At 67.6% G+C, this 17,719-nt stretch carries 14 protein-coding genes; 5 read left to right on the top strand and 9 right to left on the bottom strand.

Features of this window, described 5'->3' with window-relative positions:
* Positions 1-11: 11 nt before the first annotated feature.
* Positions 12-1,229 carry a sulfate adenylyltransferase gene (gene sat / locus JN531_RS08180; protein WP_228348377.1) on the top strand — a complete coding sequence of 406 codons (1,218 nt, stop codon included), beginning with the start codon at positions 12-14 and terminating at the stop codon, positions 1,227-1,229.
* An 80-nt stretch (positions 1,230-1,309) separates the two neighbouring features.
* Here sat and JN531_RS08175 read toward each other — a convergent pair whose 3' ends face one another.
* From JN531_RS08175 to JN531_RS08145, 7 genes are all read right to left on the bottom strand, one after another.
* The gene (locus tag JN531_RS08175) at positions 1,310-2,245 is read right to left on the bottom strand and encodes a hydrogen peroxide-inducible genes activator (RefSeq protein WP_228348376.1); all 936 of its coding nucleotides are present in this window, start codon (positions 2,243-2,245) and stop codon (positions 1,310-1,312) included.
* 37 nt (positions 2,246-2,282) lie between these two features.
* The gene (hemF, locus tag JN531_RS08170; protein ID WP_228348375.1) at positions 2,283-3,221 is read right to left on the bottom strand and encodes an oxygen-dependent coproporphyrinogen oxidase; all 939 of its coding nucleotides are present in this window, start codon (positions 3,219-3,221) and stop codon (positions 2,283-2,285) included.
* Positions 3,218-3,787: an L-threonylcarbamoyladenylate synthase type 1 TsaC gene (tsaC, locus tag JN531_RS08165; RefSeq protein ID WP_228348374.1), complete on the bottom strand. Its 570-nt coding sequence runs from the start codon at positions 3,785-3,787 to the stop codon at positions 3,218-3,220. The genes hemF and tsaC overlap by 4 nt, the downstream gene beginning before the upstream one ends.
* A 9-nt stretch (positions 3,788-3,796) precedes the next feature.
* Positions 3,797-6,250 (bottom strand): DNA topoisomerase I, encoded by a 2,454-nt coding sequence (locus tag JN531_RS08160; protein WP_228348373.1) that lies wholly within the window; start codon positions 6,248-6,250, stop codon positions 3,797-3,799.
* 149 nt (positions 6,251-6,399) lie between these two features.
* Positions 6,400-6,867: a Smg family protein gene (locus tag JN531_RS08155; RefSeq protein ID WP_228348372.1), complete on the bottom strand. Its 468-nt coding sequence runs from the start codon at positions 6,865-6,867 to the stop codon at positions 6,400-6,402.
* Positions 6,868-6,963: 96 nt separating this feature from the next.
* Positions 6,964-8,076: a DNA-processing protein DprA gene (dprA, locus tag JN531_RS08150; RefSeq protein ID WP_228348371.1), complete on the bottom strand. Its 1,113-nt coding sequence runs from the start codon at positions 8,074-8,076 to the stop codon at positions 6,964-6,966.
* Positions 8,073-9,230, bottom strand: a complete 1,158-nt coding sequence (locus tag JN531_RS08145; protein WP_228348370.1) for a LysM peptidoglycan-binding domain-containing protein — start codon at positions 9,228-9,230, stop codon at positions 8,073-8,075. Before JN531_RS08145 ends, dprA begins: the two co-directional genes overlap by 4 nt.
* A 115-nt stretch (positions 9,231-9,345) precedes the next feature.
* Here JN531_RS08145 and def point away from each other — a divergent pair, with 115 nt between their 5' ends.
* The 4 genes from def to JN531_RS08125 all read left to right on the top strand — a co-directional run bounded on the left by def (position 9,346) and on the right by JN531_RS08125 (position 12,795).
* The gene (def, locus tag JN531_RS08140) at positions 9,346-9,852 is read left to right on the top strand and encodes a peptide deformylase (RefSeq protein WP_228348369.1); all 507 of its coding nucleotides are present in this window, start codon (positions 9,346-9,348) and stop codon (positions 9,850-9,852) included.
* Positions 9,852-10,781: a methionyl-tRNA formyltransferase gene (gene fmt, locus JN531_RS08135; RefSeq protein ID WP_228348368.1), complete on the top strand. Its 930-nt coding sequence runs from the start codon at positions 9,852-9,854 to the stop codon at positions 10,779-10,781. Before def ends, fmt begins: the two co-directional genes overlap by 1 nt.
* A complete protein-coding gene (locus tag JN531_RS08130) occupies positions 10,778-10,960 on the top strand; it encodes an oxidoreductase-like domain-containing protein (RefSeq protein ID WP_228348367.1) in 183 nt (60 codons plus the stop codon). Before fmt ends, JN531_RS08130 begins: the two co-directional genes overlap by 4 nt.
* A gap of 83 nt (positions 10,961-11,043) precedes the next feature.
* On the top strand, positions 11,044-12,795 hold the full coding sequence (locus JN531_RS08125; protein WP_228348366.1) for a choice-of-anchor I family protein: 1,752 nt from the start codon (positions 11,044-11,046) through the stop codon (positions 12,793-12,795).
* 46 nt (positions 12,796-12,841) lie between these two features.
* Here the strand turns inward: JN531_RS08125 and JN531_RS08120 are convergent, their stop codons facing one another.
* Both JN531_RS08120 and JN531_RS08115 read right to left on the bottom strand, forming a co-directional pair.
* Positions 12,842-15,733 carry a hypothetical protein gene (locus JN531_RS08120; RefSeq protein WP_228348365.1) on the bottom strand — a complete coding sequence of 964 codons (2,892 nt, stop codon included), beginning with the start codon at positions 15,731-15,733 and terminating at the stop codon, positions 12,842-12,844.
* Position 15,734: 1 nt separating this feature from the next.
* A complete protein-coding gene (locus JN531_RS08115; RefSeq protein ID WP_228348364.1) occupies positions 15,735-17,558 on the bottom strand; it encodes a hypothetical protein in 1,824 nt (607 codons plus the stop codon).
* Positions 17,559-17,719 lie beyond the last annotated feature (161 nt).

Below are 17,719 nucleotides of genomic sequence, written 5' to 3'. Positions count from 1 at the left end.
AGAATCTGCCGATGTCCCAACTGGTCCCGCCGCATGGCGCCGACACCCTCAAGCCCTTGCTGCTGGAAGGCGATGCCCGCACGGCGGAACAGAAACGTGCAGCCGGCCTGCCACAGATCACCCTGAGCTCCCGCGAGGTCGGCGATGTGATCATGCTGGGCATCGGCGGCTTCACCCCGCTGTCGGGCTTCATGGGCCAGGCCGACTGGCAGGGCGTCTGCGACAACATGAAGATGGCGTCCGGCCTGTTCTGGCCGATTCCGATCACCCTGTCGGTCTCCGAGGAATCCGCCAAGGCGTTGTCGCTGAATGACGAGGTGGCGTTGTTCGACGGCGAACGCGGCGAGATCATCGCCACCCTGCGGGTCACCGAGAAATACCGCATCGACAAGGCGCATGAGTGCCAACAGGTGTTTCGCACCACCGACCCCAGCCACCCCGGGGTGAAAATGGTGATGGAACAGGGCGAAGTCAACCTGGCCGGCCCGGTCAAGGTGCTGTCGGACGGCGGCTTCCCGCAGAAGTACCCGGGCCTCTACCACACCCCTGCCGAGGCGCGGGCGATGTTCGAGGCCAAGGGCTGGAAAACCGTGGCCGCCTTCCAGACCCGCAACCCGATGCACCGCAGCCATGAGCACCTGGTGAAGATCGCCATCGAAGTCTGCGATGGCGTGCTGATTCACTCGCTGCTGGGCAAGCTGAAGCCGGGCGACATTCCCGCCGAAGTGCGCTCCGAGGCCATTTCGGTGCTGCTCGACAACTACTTCGTGAAGGACACCGTGGTGCAGTCCGGCTATCCGCTCGACATGCGCTACGCCGGCCCGCGCGAAGCGCTGCTGCACGCGCTGTTCCGCCAGAACTATGGCTGTTCGCACCTGATCGTCGGCCGCGACCACGCCGGCGTCGGCGATTTCTACGGCCCGTTCGACGCCCAGCAGATATTCGACGAGATCCCCGCCGACGCGCTGCACACCCGGCCGCTGAAGATCGACTGGACCTTCTGGAGCTACCGCACCGGTGGCATGGCCAGCGCCCGCACCTGCCCGGGCGACGCCAAGGACCATCTGCTCATCTCCGGCACCAAGCTGCGCAAGATGCTCAGCGAAGGGGATGACGTGCCCCTCGAGTTCTCACGACCCGAGGTCCTGGCCGTGCTGCGCAAGTACTACGAGGGCCTCGCCGAGCACGAAAAGGTGAAGGTCGAGCTGAAAGGCCACTCGGCACGCTGAGCACCCGCCTGCACCGAAAAAGCCCCGGCATCACCGGGGCTTTTTTGTGGCCGCGCCCTCAACTAATTTTTCACATGCTCTCAGCTCACCAGCGGTGGTTCATCCGGCAACAGCTGCACGCCGCGCATGGCGCTACCAAGGATGGCGTCACGCACCAGCCGCATGGCCTTCTGCCGCGGGAACGACTTGCGCCACACCAGCGCAATACGCCGACTCGGTGCCGGCGCCACGAACGGCCGTGCCACCAGCGAGGTGTCGTCAGGGCGGTTTTCCACCGAGGACTGCGGCAACACGGTAATGCCCAGGCCACTGATCACCATGTGGCGAATGGTTTCCAGCGAACTGCCGGTCTGCGGCCGCGGCCCGTGGGCATCGGGTTCGACGCACTTGGGGCAGGCTTCGATCACCTGCTCGCGGAAACAATGCCCCGGCCCCAGCAACAGCAGCGGCTCGCCGGCGAGCTTCTTCGCCGGGATCGCCGACTCCTGGGCCCAGGGGTGCTCGGGCGGGACCAGCACGACGAAGGCCTCATCGTAGACCGCCCAGGCCGACAGCCCGGTGAGATCGATCGGCAGGGCCAGAATGGCGACGTCAATCTCGTTGTCGCGCAGCTGCTCCAGCAACTTGACGGTGAAATTTTCCTCGATCACCAGGGGCATCCGCGGCGCCGCCTTGCGCAGCATCGGCACCAGTGACGGCAGCAGATAGGGACCCACCGTGTAGATGGCCCCGAGCCGCAGCGGACCACTGAGTTCGTCGCGGCCTTCGCGCGCCAGGTCCTCGACCCGCTTGGCTTCGGCCAGCACCCGCTTGGCCTGGTCAATCACCCGTTCGCCCACCGGCGTCGGCTTGGCTTCGCCCCGGTTACGCTCGAACAGGATCACGCCCAGTTCGTCCTCGAGCTTCTTCACCGCCACCGACAGCGTCGGCTGGCTGACAAAGGAGCGTTCTGCGGCGCGGCCGAAGTGGCGCTCCTTGTCGAGGTTCACCAGATAGCGGAGTTCGGTGAGGGTCATGGGCCGCTCAGGCGGGGGGCGTGATAGTCAGTATCTATCAAATCCAGTCTTTCGGCACGAGAAAATCTTGCAGCAGCGCCGCTTCCGGCGAGCCCGGCGCAGGCCGGGCGTCGTAGGCCCAGTGCACTTCCGGCGGCATCGACATCAGGATGGACTCGGTGCGCCCGCCAGACTGCAGCCCGAACAGGGTGCCGCGGTCCCACACCAGGTTGAATTCGACATAGCGGCCGCGCCGCTGGCACTGCCACTGCCGCTCGCGGGGGCCCCAGGGCAGGTCCTTCCGGCGCGCCACGATCGGCGCATAGGCCGGCCAGAAGGCCTCGCCCACCCGCTGCGTCAGGGCGAAGGCCGCCTCATCACCGCCGACTTGCCAGTCATCGAAGAACACGCCGCCGATGCCACGGGGTTCATTGCGGTGGCGCAGGTGGAAGTAGTCATCGCACTGACGCTTGAAGGCCGGGTAGTGCGCGCCCGTGGCCGCGGCAGCGGCCCGGTGCCAGTCGCGGGCGTCATCCTCGTAGCCGTAGTACGGCGTCAGGTCGAAACCGCCGCCAAACCAGCGTACCGGCGGTCGTCCATCACCGCCGACCGCCAGCATGCGAACGTTGCAGTGGGTGGTGGGCACATGCGGATTGCGGGGGTGAAACACCACCGACACCCCGGTCGCGGTGAACGGACGCCCGGCCAGCTCCGGCCGGCTGGCGGTGGCCGAAGGCGGCAGCGCCGCGCCGGCCACCCGCGAGCGGGCAACCCCGGCCCGCTCGAATACCGCACCGCCCTCCAGCACCCGGGTATCGCCATCGCCCTGCAGCGGGCTGTCCGGCGGCTTGCGCCAGACATCGGCCCGGAAGCGGGCCTCGGGCTCGAAGGCTTCAAGTGCACCGCACAGGTGGTTCTGCAGGTCGTGCAGCCACTGACTGACACGGCCCACGAAGGGGTCATCGGAGGCGGCAGCAGCGGGTGTCGTCGAATTCATGCGCGCAGTATCGCCCCGCTGACCGCATCGCGAATGGGCGTGGGCTGCAGGGCGCCGCCCAGGGCGCCGGGCATCACCGCCAGGCCGGGGCCGAATCGAAGTTGCAGGTCCACGCGGCTGCGCGCTGGCGGCTGACCACTCGAATTGGCGCTGGTCGATACCAGGGGATGGCCGAAGGCTCGACACAGCGCCCGTACCACCGGATGGGCACTGACGCGCACGGCCAGGCTGTCATGGTCACCGGTCAGCAGCGGCGACACCGTGTCGGCGGCGGCGAACACCCAGGTGGCCGGCCCCGGCCAAGTCGCCATGGCCCGTGCGAGCACCGATGCCGCGGGTGTTCGCAAATAGGGCTGAAGGCTGTCGAAATCGGCTGCCACCAGGATCAGGCCCTTGGCCGGGTCACGCCGCTTGAGGTGCAGCAACGCGATCAGCGCGGCGTCGTCACGCGGGTCGCAGCCGAGCCCCCACACCGCCTCGGTGGGATAGCCCAGCAACCGCCCCTGCCGCAGCGCCGCGACCGCATGTCGCAGATGAACCGGGCTGATCCCTGCATCGGCCGGCATCACCACAACTCAGCCCGGCGTGCTGCGAGCGGCGCCACTCCCCTTGCTGGCGGGCGCTTTCTTCTTCGGCGCGGCCTTTTTCCTGGGTGCCGCTTTTTTCTTTGCCGCCGGCTTGGCCGCAGTGGCCTTCTTCGCCGGCGCCGACTTGGTCTTGGCCTTGCCTTTACCCTTGCCGGCCTTCTTGGCGGCAGCGGCTTCGGTCAGGTAGGCCTCACACTCGAACACCGACAGCGCCTCGGGGTCCTTGCCGCGCGGCAGCGGTGCCTTGCGTTCACCGTCGGTGATGTAGGGCCCGAAGCGACCCTTGATGATGCGGATGCCGGTATCGCCAAACCGCACCAGGGTGGCGGCTTCCAGCGCGGCGGCCTTCTGCTCGATCAGCTCGATGGCGCGCGGCAGCTCGACGGTGTACGGATCATCGTCCTTCTTCAACGAGACGAACTGCGAGCCGTAGCGCACATAGGGGCCGAAGCGACCAATGTTGACGGCCACTTCTTCGCCGCTGTCGAGGTGGCCGAGCATGCGCGGCAGGGTGAACAGCGCCAGGGCATCGTCCAGCGTGATGGTATCGATGCGCTGATTGGCCCGCAGCGAGGCAAAGCGCGGCTTGTCCTCGTCGTCCTTGGTGCCGATCTGCACGAACGGCCCGTAGCGACCGAGGCGGGCACTGACCGGCTTGCCGGACACCGGATCAGTGCCGATCACGCGGGCTTCCGACACCTCTTCGCGCCGCAGCTCCATCTTCTCGTCGACCCGCGGCTTGAAGTCCTTCCAGAACGCTGCCAGCAGCGGCTGCCACTGCTGCTCACCGCGCGACACGGCATCGAGCTGGTCTTCGAGGTTGGCGGTAAAGTCGTAGTCGACATAGCGCTCGAAATGCTCGGTGAGAAAGCGGTTGACGATCATGCCGACATCGGTGGGCAGGAACGCCTTGCCATCCAGCCGAACGTAGTCGCGGGCCTGAAGGGTGCTGATGATCGATGCGTAGGTGGACGGGCGGCCGATATCGTAGGCCTCCAGCGTTTTCACCAGGCTGGCTTCGGTGTAGCGCGGCGGCGGCTCGGTGAAATGCTGGTCGGCAAGGATGTCGGCCAGCGTCACCTGCTCCCCCACTTCCAATGGCGGCAGCCGCTTGTCATCGTCCTCGGCCTCTTCGCCGACATCGAGCGACACGTTGTAGACCGCCAGATACCCCGGCTCAACCAACACCGAGCCATTGGCGCGAAAGGCATTGCGGCCGTCGACCCGCAGTTCCGCAGTGACCGTGTCGAACACGGCCTGGGTCATCTGGCAGGCCACCGTCCGCTTCCAGATCAGTTCATAGAGCTTGAGCTGGTCGGGGCCGAGAAAGCGTGCCACCGATTTCGGCGTGCGCAGCGACGAGGTCGGCCGCACCGCCTCGTGGGCTTCCTGTGCGTTCTTCGATTTCGCCTTGTAGAAGCGGGGTTCCGGCGGGCAACTGGTAGCGCCGTATTCCTGCGTGATGACCTGCCGCAGTTCTGCCAGGGCATCCTGTGACAGGGTCACCGAGTCGGTTCGCATGTAGCTGATCAGACCGACCGTTTCGCCGCCGAGGTCGATCCCCTCGTACAGCTGCTGGGCGGTGCGCATGGTGCGGGTGGAGGTGAACCCCAGCTTGCGGTTGGCCTCCTGCTGCAGGGTCGAGGTGGTGAACGGCGGCGCCGGGTTGCGCCGGCGCTGCTTCTTGTCGACCGCCGCCACCGACAGCTGGCCACCACTGTTGCGGAGCAGCATCTCGCGGGCGGCTTCGGCGCCGCCACCATCGGTGACGGTGAACTGCTCGACCTTCTGCCCGTCGAGTTCGATCAGCTTGGCGGTGAACGCCGTGCCGGCCTTGTCGGCCTGCGCAATGAGTGACCAGTATTCGCGCGGGATGAAGGCCTTGATCTCTTCCTCGCGCTCGCAGATCAAGCGCAGCGCCGGGCTCTGCACGCGGCCGGCCGACAGCCCCGGCGCCACCTTGCGCCACAGCAGCGGCGACAGGTTGAACCCGACCAGATAATCGAGCGCCCGGCGCGCCTGCTGGGCGTTCACCAGATCGTCGGCCACCTGACGCGGATGTTCCACCGCATCGCGCACGGCACGCTGGGTGATTTCGTGGAACACCACCCGCTGCACCGTCTTGTTCTTCAGCGCATTGCGCTCTTTCAGCAACTCCAGCAAATGCCAGGAGATGGCCTCCCCCTCGCGGTCAGGGTCGGTCGCCAGCAGCAGGCCGTCGGCATGCCGCAAGGCACTCTGGATGGCGCGCACATGCTTGTCGTTGCGTTCGATCGCCTGGTACTTCATGGCGAAGGCGTTGGTCACGTCGACCGCCCCGTCCTTGGGCACCAGATCGCGCACGTGACCGTACGAGGCGAGCACCTCGTAGTCACTGCCCAGATACTTCTTGATCGTCTTCGCCTTGGCGGGCGACTCGACGACAACCAGATATTTGCTCATGTCCTGTCCAGCGGGGGGTGGCCAGGAACCACCCGGAGGGGCGGCTTATAAAGGCAGGCCGACCATCATGTAAAGCCGCGCCCCCCGGCATGTTGCCCGGATGACACGGTGAGGCCCCCGGCGGGCGGGGCGCTGCGGCGACCCCGGCCTCAGTGCAGGAAATCGCCCGTGTAGTAGACCATTTCCTCGACCTGCGCGAAGGCTTCGTCGGCGTCTTCTTCGTTCATCAGCACCAGCAGACAGACCCATTTGACCCGTTCCAGGTCGATATCCTCGGTGAGTGCCATGAGGCGATCGATGACCCGCTCGCGGGCTGGCGGCGGCAGAATGCCGAGCTGTTCCAGGTACAGCAGAAAGCCCCGGCAATCGGTGGGAATCCGCTGCATTTCCTCGCGGGCATAGCAGCGCAGCGCGTTGCTCGGGCCAAAGATGATCGGCAGCTGTCGGCTGCGCGTGAGGCCGTCGAGCCAGGCGAAGGCATGCGCCACTTCCTCGTCAGGAAATCCGGCCGCGATCAGTTCATCACGCAGGGTTTCGAAGTTTTCGCTGTCGCTGAACTCCACCGACTGGTAGTGCTCGAACAGGTACATCAGCACATCAAGGACGGTCTCTTTCATCGGCTCTCCTTGGGCTGCGGGCAGTGGGCTGCGGTCACCCAGTATAAAGACTGACGGCGTGACGGTTCGGTGACTGCACAAGACATGCCATCGCCGTCACACCACCGGCTTTCGCACCGCGCTGTAGCGGCCATCGCCGGTCTGCACCACCTGCCCGGACAACTCCAGTGCCAGCAAGGCCGATGCCAGTTGGCCGAGGTCACCCCCTACCCGCACCAGCAGGCTGTCGACATCCAGGGCCTCGTCGCCCAGCGCGCGCAGCAGCGGGTCGGTGTCGGCCTCGGGCGTGTCGGACGGGGGAGCCTCCCCCAGCGCCTGTCGCCAGGCCGGGCCGACCTGCGGACCCAGCTCTTCCAGAATGTCGTCCACCGATTCCACCAGCTTGGCGCCCTGCCGGATCAGCTGATGACAGCCGCGTGCCTGGGGATTGTGGATAGACCCGGGGATGGCGAACACCTCACGCCCTTGTTCCGCCGCCAGCCGTGCCGTGATCAGCGACCCGGACCCGTGCGCCGCCTCCACCACCAGCACGCCCAGCGACAGGCCGGAGATCAGCCGGTTGCGACGGGGGAAATGTTCCGGCAGCGGCTTGACCCCCACCGGGAACTCCGACAGCAGCAACCCCTGCTCGGCAATGCGGTGGGCCAGCGCCCGATGCCGCGCCGGGTAGACCTGGTCCAGCCCGGTCGCACAGACCGCAATGGTCAAGCCGCCGGCGCTCAGCGCGCCCTCATGGGCGGCACCATCGATGCCGGCCGCCAGCCCACTGGTGATGGTGAGACCGCGCTGGGCCAGCGCCTCAGCGAATGCGGTGGCGTTGGCGCGCCCCTGTGGCGAGGCCGCCCGACTGCCGACAATGGCGAGCTGCGGCAGTGGCAGCAGGTCGGGGTCTCCCAGGGCGAACAGGGCCAAGGGCGCATGGGGCAGGCTCTTCAGGCGCGCCGGATAGCGGGGATCGTCCAGTGGCAGCAACTGTCGCCGCGGGCTGCCGTCAAGCCAGGCGAGATCGGCGGCGATGCCCGCCTCGTCCGGTTGCTGCAGTGCGGCCATCGGCGCCTCAGCCAGCCCCAGCTTGCGCCAGGCGCCGGGCCCGGCATCGAACAGCGTCTGCGGGTCGCCGAAATGCGCCAGCAGGCGCTGGCCCAGCACCGGCCCGACCCCGGCACAGCGGACCAGCCGCAACCAGGCCGCGGTGGCGGCGTCATTCACGGGCCGTCGGGATGCACCACGCGGTCCAGCCGCTGCACCGGCCGGGTCGCATCCAGCACCAGTCCGAAGCCGAGTCGGGGGCCCACCTTGAACACCATCAGGTTGCCGATCTCACGGTCCGGCAGCACCACATCGCCTTTGGTGTAGGGGTCGGTCACCACCCGGCCGGATTCACGGATGGTCAGCAGATGGCCGGGCACCAGCCCGTGATCGAGCCCGCGATTGAAGGCCACCACCTGATACTGGGTCGCCTGCAGCCGCTGCTGGGCGATCCAGACGATACGGCCATCAACCGCCTCGGTGGGCGCCCGCGGATGGAAGCGGGCATCGAAGTTGAGGTCCTCGATGGCGATCAGACGATCACCCACCCGCGCTTCCATCTCGCTGACGGTGAGCCAGCCGTAGGCCGCCGGCTCGGAATACTCGCGGATCTCCAGCCCCCCCACCGGGGTCGCGGCGAAGCCGAGCACATCCTTGGTTTCGGGGTCGACGATCGACTCGTCGGGCCGCACCACGGCCCAGCGGTAATCGCTGTCGGCGGGCACGTTGCGAACATAGGCCGGACTGTTGGCGCCGGCGATCAGTTGATCTTCGCCGAAGGCGATGATGTACGGCGCCCGTTTCAGCTCATCGGCATCCACCAGTCGCGGGCTGTTGAGGAAGTCGCGGATCGCCTCCAGCGGGATTGCCGGAATCGCCTGGTCCAGCGCCAGCTCGCGCACCTGTGGCCCCAGCCGCAACACCCGCTCGTGGGCGGGCGCCGAATCGCGCTGAAGCACCGGCCGGCCGTCACGCATGATCAGGGTCAGCACGTCACCCGGGTAGATGAGGTGCGGGTTTGCCACCTGCTCGTTGACGTACCAGATCTCCGGCCACTGCCAGGGTTCCACCAGGAAGCGCTTCGACAGACCCCAGAGGGTATCGCCGGGCTGCACGACATAGCGTAGCGGCGCATCCTCTCGCACTGCCACCGGGGCCGTCGGCCGCGGAGCGGGCGCCGATGCCGCGACGGGCGCAGCGGCCGGGGCCGGCGCAGGGGGCGGTGGCGCCTCGGTCGTCACCGGTGCCGGCGCCGTGCTCGCACACCCTGCCGCCAACAGCGCAATGGCGGCCACACCGCCGATCCAGCTGGCCGAACCGCTATACTGGGCCATATCCGCACTCCCCGAAAAGGTCGTCGGATTCTTGCACGATTCCCTGATGCGGCAAAGACTTGAACGCCAAAGCCGCAGTTGTTTCGCAAGATTTAGTAGGCGCTGATCAAATCCCATGGCGATTCTCCCCATCCTCCACCACCCCGACCCGCGGCTGCGCATCAAGGCGAAGCCGGTCACCGTGTTCGACGACACCCTGCAGACCTTGATCGACGATCTGTTCGAGACCATGTACGACGCCCCGGGTGTCGGCCTGGCTGCGACTCAGGTCGGTGTCGACCTGCGGATCGCGGTGATGGACTGCGGCGAAGACAGCGACCAACCGGCGCCGCTGGTCATCATCAACCCCGAGGTGATGCAGCCGGAGGACCGCCAGGTGATGGACGAAGGCTGCCTGTCGGTGCCCGGCTTCACCGAGAAGGTCAGCCGCTACAACCGGCTGCAACTGAACGCGCTCGATCGTCATGGTCAGCCGTTCACGCTGTCCGCCGAGGGCCTGGTGGCGCAGGCGATTCAGCACGAGATCGACCACCTCGACGGCAAGCTCTACATCGACTACCTCAGTTCGCTGAAACGCGACCGCCTGCTGAAAAAGCTGCTCAAGCAGGAAAAGCGCGCCTGATGCGCATCGCCTTTGCCGGAACGCCGGCATTCGCCGGGGTTGCGCTGGAGGCCCTGATCGCCGCCGGCCACGACGTCGCCGGCGTGTTCACACAGCCTGACCGCCCGGCCGGGCGCGGCCGCAAGCTCAGTGCGTCACCGGTCGCTGACTGCGCCGACCGGCATGGCCTGCCCTGCCACAAGCCCGACCGGTTCCGGGACGAGGCGCAGGCGCTGCTGCGGCAGCTCGACGTCGAGTTGATGGTGGTGGTGGCCTACGGGTTGATCCTGCCAGCCGCGGCCCTCGTCATTCCGCCTCGCGGCTGCCTCAACATCCATGCCTCGCTGCTGCCGCGCTGGCGCGGGGCAGCGCCGATCCAGCGCGCCATCGAAGCGGGCGACCGCGAGACCGGCATCACCATCATGCAGATGGACGCCGGGCTCGATACCGGCCCCATGCTCATGCGGGGCGCCGTGCCGATCGGCGACGACACCACCGCCGCTGATCTCCATGATCGCCTGGCAGTGCTGGGCGGACAGCTGATCGTCGATACCCTCGCCGGTCTGGCACAGGGGCAGCTCACCGCTGTCCCGCAGCCGCCGGGGGCGACCTACGCCGCCAAGCTGGACAAGGCGGAGGCCCGCATCGACTGGACTGCACCGGCGGCCGTCATCGCCCGTCGCATCCGTGCCTTCAACCCGGTGCCGGTGGCCTGGACCACCCAGGGTGAAGATCGCCTGCGGCTGTGGCTGGCGCAGCCCGAGGCAGGCACCGACCATCACGACGCCGCGCCCGGCCAGGTGCTGCACGTGGCCGACGACGGCATCCGCGTCCAGACCGGCGACGGCGTGCTGCGGGTTACCCACCTGCAGTGGCCGGGCGGCACCCCGCTGGACAGCGCCAGGGTCGCTGCTCAGGGACGGCTTCAGGTGGGGGCTCGATGGTCATGAAACCGCCCCCGCTGGTACTGCCGCCAGCGCCCGACCGTCCCGACTGCTGTGCCGGCGGCTGCGCCATCTGCGTGCTCGAAGACTACGTCGACGAGATGGCGGCCTGGCGCGCCGAGTGCGCACGGCTGGAGGCAGAGCACGCTGCCGCCTATCCCGATTCCGGATCCGCTGACACCTGACCGTCACCGGGCCGTCACCCGGCGGTCACACGCGCCCCCTAGGTTCTCCGATTCGATTTCCAAACCGGATCAAGGAGTGGGGGATGCAGATGAACAAGTGGACGGTGGCGGTGGCCGCCGCAGTACTCGGCTTCGGCCTGAGCGCCTGTGAGGGGGACGACGGACTGCCCGGCGCCACCGGTTCGCAGGGCGAGCAGGGCGATGTCGGCGCTCCCGGCACGCCGGGAACCCCGGGTACCCCAGGCGCTGACGGCAACAACGGCGCCCTGCTCGACCTGACCCGCATCGGCGGCTACCAGGACCCCACGCTCGACTACGCAAACGACATCTTCGATACCTCGGCAGCGGAGATCGTCGCTTTCGACCCCGCCACCGACCGAGTCTTTGTGGTCAATGCCAATGCGGTCACGGTCGACGTGCTCGATCTCAGCAACCCGGCCAGCCCGCAGAAGGTCAACACCATCGACGCCACCGCCGAGGGCGGCGCCGCCAACAGCGTGTCGATCTTCGGCGGCGTTGCCGCGGTCGCCATCGAGGCTGCCGACAAGGTCAGCAACGGCAAGGTGGTGTTCTACAACACCAGCACCCTCGCCAAGCTCGGCGAAGCCACCGTCGGCGCCCTGCCGGACATGCTGACCTTCACCCGCGACGGCCAGGCGGTGCTGGTGGCCAATGAAGGGGAATCCAACGGCTACGGCAACCCCGGCTCGGTCGACCCGGTCGGCTCGATCAGCGTCATCGACGTCAGCAGCGGCTTTGCCAGCCCCGGCGTCGCCACGGCCGGATTCGAAGCGTTCAATGGTCAGGAACCCGTGCTGCGCGCGCAGGGCATCCGCATCTACGGCCCCGGCGCCAGCGCCGCGCAGGACTTCGAACCCGAGTTCATCGCCGAAAGTGCCGACGGTCAGAGCGCCTGGGTGGCGCTGCAGGAAGCCAACGCCTTCGCCATCGTTGATCTCTCCAACCGCGCCGCGCCGGTGGTCACCAGCGTGCAGTCGCTGGGCTTCAAGGCCTACAGCATCGAGGGCATGGACGCCAGCGATCGCGACCCGCGCGACTTTCCCCAGATCAACATCCGGAGCTGGCCGGTGCTCGGCATGTACCAGCCGGACGCCATCGCCAGCTATCAGTTCAACGGCAAGACCTACTACATCTCCGCCAACGAAGGCGACGACCGCAACGACTTCCTGCAGCAGGAAGAAACCGAGCGCATCAAGGACCTGACGCTGGACCCGACCCGGTTCCCCAACGCCGCCGAACTGCAGCAGGACGCGGCTCTGGGCCGGTTGGAGATCACCACCCAGATCGGCGATATCGACAACGACGGCGACTTCGATCAGCTCTATGCCCTGGGCGGCCGTTCGTTCTCGATCTGGACGCTGGATGCCGCCGGCAGGGTGGTGCAGGTGTTTGACAGCGGGTCAGACTTCGAGCGCACCACCGCGCAGCGCTTCCCGAACAACTTCAACGCCAGCAACGACGACAACAGCCCCGAGGGCCGCAGTGATGCCAAAGGACCGGAGCCGGAGGGCGTGACCGTGGGCACCCTGGCGGGGCGCACCTTCGCCTTCATCGGGCTGGAGCGCATCGGCGGGGTCATGGTCTACGACGTCACCAATCCACAAGCGCCACGCTTCATCCAGTATGTGAACTTCCGCGACTTCACCAAGGACCCGGAAACCGATCCCAGCATCGGCGATCTTGGCCCGGAAGGCCTGGCCTTCGTGGCGGCGGCGGACAGCCCCAACGGCAAGCCACTGCTGCTGGTCGGCAACGAAGTCAGTGGCACCACCGCAATCTGGCAGATCGACATCGTCGAAATCGCCAACCCCTGAGGGACAGGTGGTCCCGAAAGGCCCCGCACCGCGGGGCCTTTCGCGTTCAGGGTTGCACGACGTCGTCCAGCACCCGCAGACCCTGGTTGCCGTCGCTGTCTTCCACCCATAACCGCACGACCGGGCCGGATAGACGACACAACTGCCCCCCCTCGTCGTCTGCCATGCAGGTCGCTGCGATGCGTTCGCCAGTAGCGGTCTCACCGCCGGCACGGGCCAGCACGCCTTCGCGCGCCCAGGGGCGGAAACTGCAGGTATCGCAGATTCGCGCCTCGCCATTGTCGGCAACGAAGGGGAACGGACTGCCGGCATAACTGCGGGGATAGCGGATGGGCGGTACCCGGAACTGCAGGCCATCGACAGTCGTTGCGGGTGGATCGATGGCAATGCCGTCCCAGACCCGAACGGTGAAAGGCTCGCTGCAGAAGGCATAGGGTTGCGTCACGCCCGACTGCCGGGCCTGTCCGTCGACGCAGAAGCGGTAGCGCCCGGGCGCTGTGCCCCCGAGGCGGGCCGGGCTGGCGCTGTAGGTCTCGAAGCTCGCCGACCACTGCCACTCGTGCATCCCGGTGTAGGTCCGCAGCACCCCTGGCAGCCCCTGCGGAAACTGCACCCGCACCGGCACTTCACCACTGCCGCTGGCCACCACCTGCCAGCCGCCCTCGGCGTCGGCGCGCTCCACCCGCGCCACCGGCGTGTCCACCGCCGTAGAGCCGCCGCGCCAGCGTAGATGCGTCGCGTCGAACCGGGTGATGTCGGTCGGTGATTCCAGCAACGCGGGCGGCCCGACGTCGTCGGGGATCCCCTGTTGCCACAGTGTGTCGGCCGCCGCGGCGGCAACACCGACGGTCCGCGCCAGGGTCTGCTGTCGCAATTCATCCACCGCCGCCAGCAGGTCCAGCGGCTCCGGCTGCAACTCTGCGCCGCCGCGTAATGCCGCGCCCATGCGCACCAGCCGCGTGACCATGTAGTCGGCGGTGTGCGGGCCATAGGCGGTGAGCGCCTTGCGGTAGTGATCGCGGTTCATGTACTCGCGGTAACTCACGGTATAGCCGTTGTAGTCGCCGGCGTGGCCCACCGCCACCACCAGCGGGTAGCCGGGGACGCCGAGATCCTGGATCTCCTCGTGGGTGAAGTTGCCCTTGATCGCCGCCGGCTCGGCCGGCTCGCTTTCCGCCTGCAGCACGTAGTCGGCGGCATCCCAGCCGCGGGCATCGTTGTGGACCTGGGCACGCATGCGCGCGATCGCCGTCGCCGGCGCGTCGGCACCGGGGATTTCGCCCGCCCGGTTTTCCGGCTCGGCGGGGTCGAAGTGCTGCGCCTGCAGGTCGCAGGCAGCCGCGTATGCCGGGTCATCGGCGTATTCAGGCATCAGGCAGGCCCAGTCGAAGCCGTTGTACTGATTGCCGGCCTGTGAATCGAGGCGCGATTCCAGGTTGAGCACCAGATCGACCTGCGGCTCGCAGGCACAGGAGGCCAGCAGCACCTCGCCCAGCCGCAGCGCCTGCAGCCGTAGCCGCAGGTTCTCCTCCACCAGCGGTGCGCCGGGAGCGCCGTACTGATCCGGCACCGGGATCCCCTCGGCCTTGAGCGTCGCAAACAGCCGGGCACTGGCGCCGGTGAGGGCATTGTCGCCGGGCACGCCGTAGCGACCGCAGTCGGGCAGGCCCAGCGCCGGCACCCCGAGGTCACCCCCAACGCTCAGCTCGGTATTGCAATTCGACACCGTCGGCAGCGGATGCGACAGCGGGCCGGGTACCCAGGCATTGCGGATGTCGACGCTGAAATCGCTGCTGAACGGCACCCGCGCATCGCCCTCGCCGATGCGTTGCCAGGCGCGCACGATGTCATCGGCGAGATAGCGCACGTTGCGCTCGGTCTGCACATACCCCTCGTGATTCCAATCGCGCAGCACGCGCTGGCCGGGCGCACAGTCGTCTCGCTCCGGCGCTTCGGCATCGCCGGGCCAACGGCCACAGACAGCACCCCCGTCATCCAGCAATTCGGCCTCGTCACCGCTGTTCTCGGCGCTGCCGACATCGCCCTGGCTGAACACCAGCGGCACCCCCAGGTCCTGTTCGACAAAGCGTTCCAGCGGGCCGATGAAATCGGCACTGTGCAGATCATGCGGGTCCAGACTCTCCGGGTGCTCGCCCCAGTTCACCCACACCGCCAGCGGTTGCGGCGATGCCGGATCGCTGAGGTCGTCGAAGCGCATGACCACCAGCCCGTGGTCGCCGTACTCCAGCGGATAGCCGGCCGGCGAGCCGTCGATGGCCGTCGCCAGCCGCACGACATTGCCCTTGTAGACCCGATGTCGGATCTCGGTGGCGCCCATGCGCGCGGGCCGCAGATCGGCGGCGGCCTGCTCGATGGCGGCGGCCATCTGCCGCGCCTGACGCTCGAAGAAGCGCGCGTCGAACACGTCCTGGAACAGCCAGACCCCGACCGCCAGGGTGCTGGCGTAGGCGCTGCTGTGATTGTGGGTGACGTGATGCAGGATCTGCGCGTAGCCGATGCCCGAATTCCCTTCGTCGAGAATCTGCCCGACCCGCCGCAGCAGCATGTCCTGGGCGATGTAGTTGTCGGTTTTCAGCAGGGCCACACGCCGGCCGTCGCGGCCCTCGATCACCAATGCCCTTGCACTCAGCCGCGACTGGATGCCGTAGCTGGCGTGTTTGAGCGTATGGGTGAGAAAGGGATCGACGTCGCCGTTGATCAACCCGCCCAGCGTGTCGGTGGCGTAGTCGCAGTACTGCCCGGCGCAGTAGCCCACCTCGGGCGTCATGTCGACCACGCCGACACCGACACGCACTGTGATCTCCTCGCCGGGCGCCGGCGCCGCGGGTTCAGGGCCGGTCAGCGCCAGCGGGTCGCTGCCACCACAGGCGACCAACAGCAGGGCCGCCGACAGCACCACTGCCGCCTGTCGCAGCACTTCAGGCCTCCGGCGGGTCGCCGAGCAGGCCACAGACGGCCGCCGGCAGGTTCAGCGACAGACAGACCGGCGCCAGCGGGGTGTCGGGGTCCAGCAGCCCGCAGAAGGCCTCCGGCACGCTCGCCTCGCGGCAGCGGTCGGCATAGGCCCCCTGGATGGATTCCAGCCGCAGGGCGATATCGACCAGCAGGCAGCTGCCCGCCTCGGGGTCGACACAGCCCCGCAGATAGTCGGGCACCGCCGCTGCTGGCGGTGCATCGAACAGCGGGATGTAGCCTTGCAGACGCAGCAACGGCGCCGACAGCGGCCCCAGCGACACGAATTCCTCGTAGCCGGTGAACGGCACCAGAAAGCCGGCTTCGCCGGTCGGATCGATGTAGCTGAACTCTTCCTCCGGCAGGATGTAGCCGAACGAATTCTGCGTCAGCCCCAGCAGCATCACCGTGGCATCCGGGTTGGCCTGGGCCGACAGGCCGCGGATGAATTCGCCAAAGGTGTTGGTCGCCTCGCCGGGAATGGTGGCGATCTCCAGCCCGCCCGGGCCACCGATGCTGACCCGGCTCACCAGGGTTTCCGCGGTCAGCGCCACCTGTGCGACTTCACCGGTCACCGTTTCCAGCAAGCTGCCCAGCAACGGCAGGTCCAACAACAATCGCGGTGTGAAGTTGTAGTAGCGATTGAAGGATCCGAGGGCCCCGACAGCCAGAAACGCCGGGTTGGTCACCGGCAGGGTCACCGTCTGGTGGCGGATCGCCAGGCTCGCCGCAAGCGGCCTGAATGCCTGGGCGCTGGCCAGCGCGGCCAGATCGTTGCCGCGACAGCGCACCCGCTCGTAGGCATCGGGCTCAGGGGTGTCACAGGCGCCACCGGCGCCGGAGGCATCGGCAATCGGGCCGTTGAAGTACAGCCCCACACCGCCGGCCTGCTCCAGGCGCTTGACCGCCCCCAGCACATAGTCCGGATGCGGCACCCGCGGGTCTTCGTTGATGCTGGTGGGGTGGGCGGCGTACTGCAGGATCTGCACCACCACCCGACCGTCTTCTGCCCGGGCACGCAACACCACCAGATGATCGTCGGCATCATCTTCAGGGTCGATCCGAGGCCGTCGGTAGTTGTTGAAATCGCTGCTGCGTCCTTCGGCCACCGCCAGATTCACCGGCTCGCGGGCCTGCAGGGCCTGCATCAGCGCCGTCTCGGCGCCGGCATAGAAGGTGTTGTCGATCCAGTCCTGCGGCACGCCGCCCCACAAGCCCTGCAGATCCGGACCGGCGTGACTGTGGGTCTGTCCGAAAACGATGTCATCGGCGTCGATACAGAGGTCCTGCGCACAGCTCAGCGCCACCAGCCGTTGGCGCAGACCCTCCTGGATCAGGTTGCCGGCACCGATGGCATCCAGCGTGACGAACAGCACCCGGGTTTCGCCCTGGGTGAGCAGCATCAGTCGCAGATACAGCGGTTCCTCCTCCTGGTGAACGGCGCTGAAATGCGTCGGCGCCGACGCCGGTTCGGTCAGGTTCTCGCCGAGCGCGGCGAACGGATTGGGCAGGTTCTGGGTCGGGTTGAGGCCGAAGCCGCCGAGGTTGAACCGCTGGGTGCGGGTGCCCAGACCGAGCCGGGTCTCGCTGACGCCGGCGATGTGCGCGTCGGTGGGGGCCACAGCGATACGCGCGGCGCCAGCGCAAAGGTCGTCAGCGGTGCAGGCGCGAGGCGTGCCCGGTGGCGGTGTGCCGCCGTCGGGCAGGGCCAGGGGGCGACTCTGGCCACAGGCCGTCAGCCCCACGCACAACAGGCCCATCCCCAGGGCTCGGGTCACCATCCACGGCATTCGCTGCTCCTCCATCCACTGGCGAGACGCCTGACCATCGGGGGCTCCGACGCCGGCTCGCCTTGTCCTGTTTTGGACATTTTAGGCCGTGGTGCCGCGGGGGCGGTGGTAAATCCGGCTCCGCCGTCGGGGTGGACTCACTAGAATGCGCGTCCCCCTTC

Source organism: Flagellatimonas centrodinii, from assembly GCF_016918765.2.
Taxonomy (GTDB): domain Bacteria; phylum Pseudomonadota; class Gammaproteobacteria; order Nevskiales; family Nevskiaceae; genus Polycyclovorans; species Polycyclovorans centrodinii.
This window is presented reverse-complemented; position numbering and strand designations above follow the sequence as displayed.

What these genes read in the sequence shown, in the direction of transcription:
- sat (WP_228348377.1), top strand. Translation starts at nt 12, where the DNA reads ATGTCCCAACTGGTCCCGCCGCATGGCGCCGACACCCTCAAGCCCTTG.
- JN531_RS08175 (WP_228348376.1), bottom strand. Translation starts at nt 2,245, where the DNA reads ATGACCCTCACCGAACTCCGCTATCTGGTGAACCTCGACAAGGAGCGC.
- hemF (WP_228348375.1), bottom strand. Translation starts at nt 3,221, where the DNA reads ATGAATTCGACGACACCCGCTGCTGCCGCCTCCGATGACCCCTTCGTG.
- tsaC (WP_228348374.1), bottom strand. Translation starts at nt 3,787, where the DNA reads ATGCCGGCCGATGCAGGGATCAGCCCGGTTCATCTGCGACATGCGGTC.
- JN531_RS08160 (WP_228348373.1), bottom strand. Translation starts at nt 6,250, where the DNA reads ATGAGCAAATATCTGGTTGTCGTCGAGTCGCCCGCCAAGGCGAAGACG.
- JN531_RS08155 (WP_228348372.1), bottom strand. Translation starts at nt 6,867, where the DNA reads ATGAAAGAGACCGTCCTTGATGTGCTGATGTACCTGTTCGAGCACTAC.
- JN531_RS08145 (WP_228348370.1), bottom strand. Translation starts at nt 9,230, where the DNA reads ATGGCCCAGTATAGCGGTTCGGCCAGCTGGATCGGCGGTGTGGCCGCC.
- def (WP_228348369.1), top strand. Translation starts at nt 9,346, where the DNA reads ATGGCGATTCTCCCCATCCTCCACCACCCCGACCCGCGGCTGCGCATC.
- fmt (WP_228348368.1), top strand. Translation starts at nt 9,852, where the DNA reads ATGCGCATCGCCTTTGCCGGAACGCCGGCATTCGCCGGGGTTGCGCTG.
- JN531_RS08130 (WP_228348367.1), top strand. Translation starts at nt 10,778, where the DNA reads ATGAAACCGCCCCCGCTGGTACTGCCGCCAGCGCCCGACCGTCCCGAC.
- JN531_RS08125 (WP_228348366.1), top strand. Translation starts at nt 11,044, where the DNA reads ATGCAGATGAACAAGTGGACGGTGGCGGTGGCCGCCGCAGTACTCGGC.
- JN531_RS08115 (WP_228348364.1), bottom strand. Translation starts at nt 17,558, where the DNA reads ATGCCGTGGATGGTGACCCGAGCCCTGGGGATGGGCCTGTTGTGCGTG.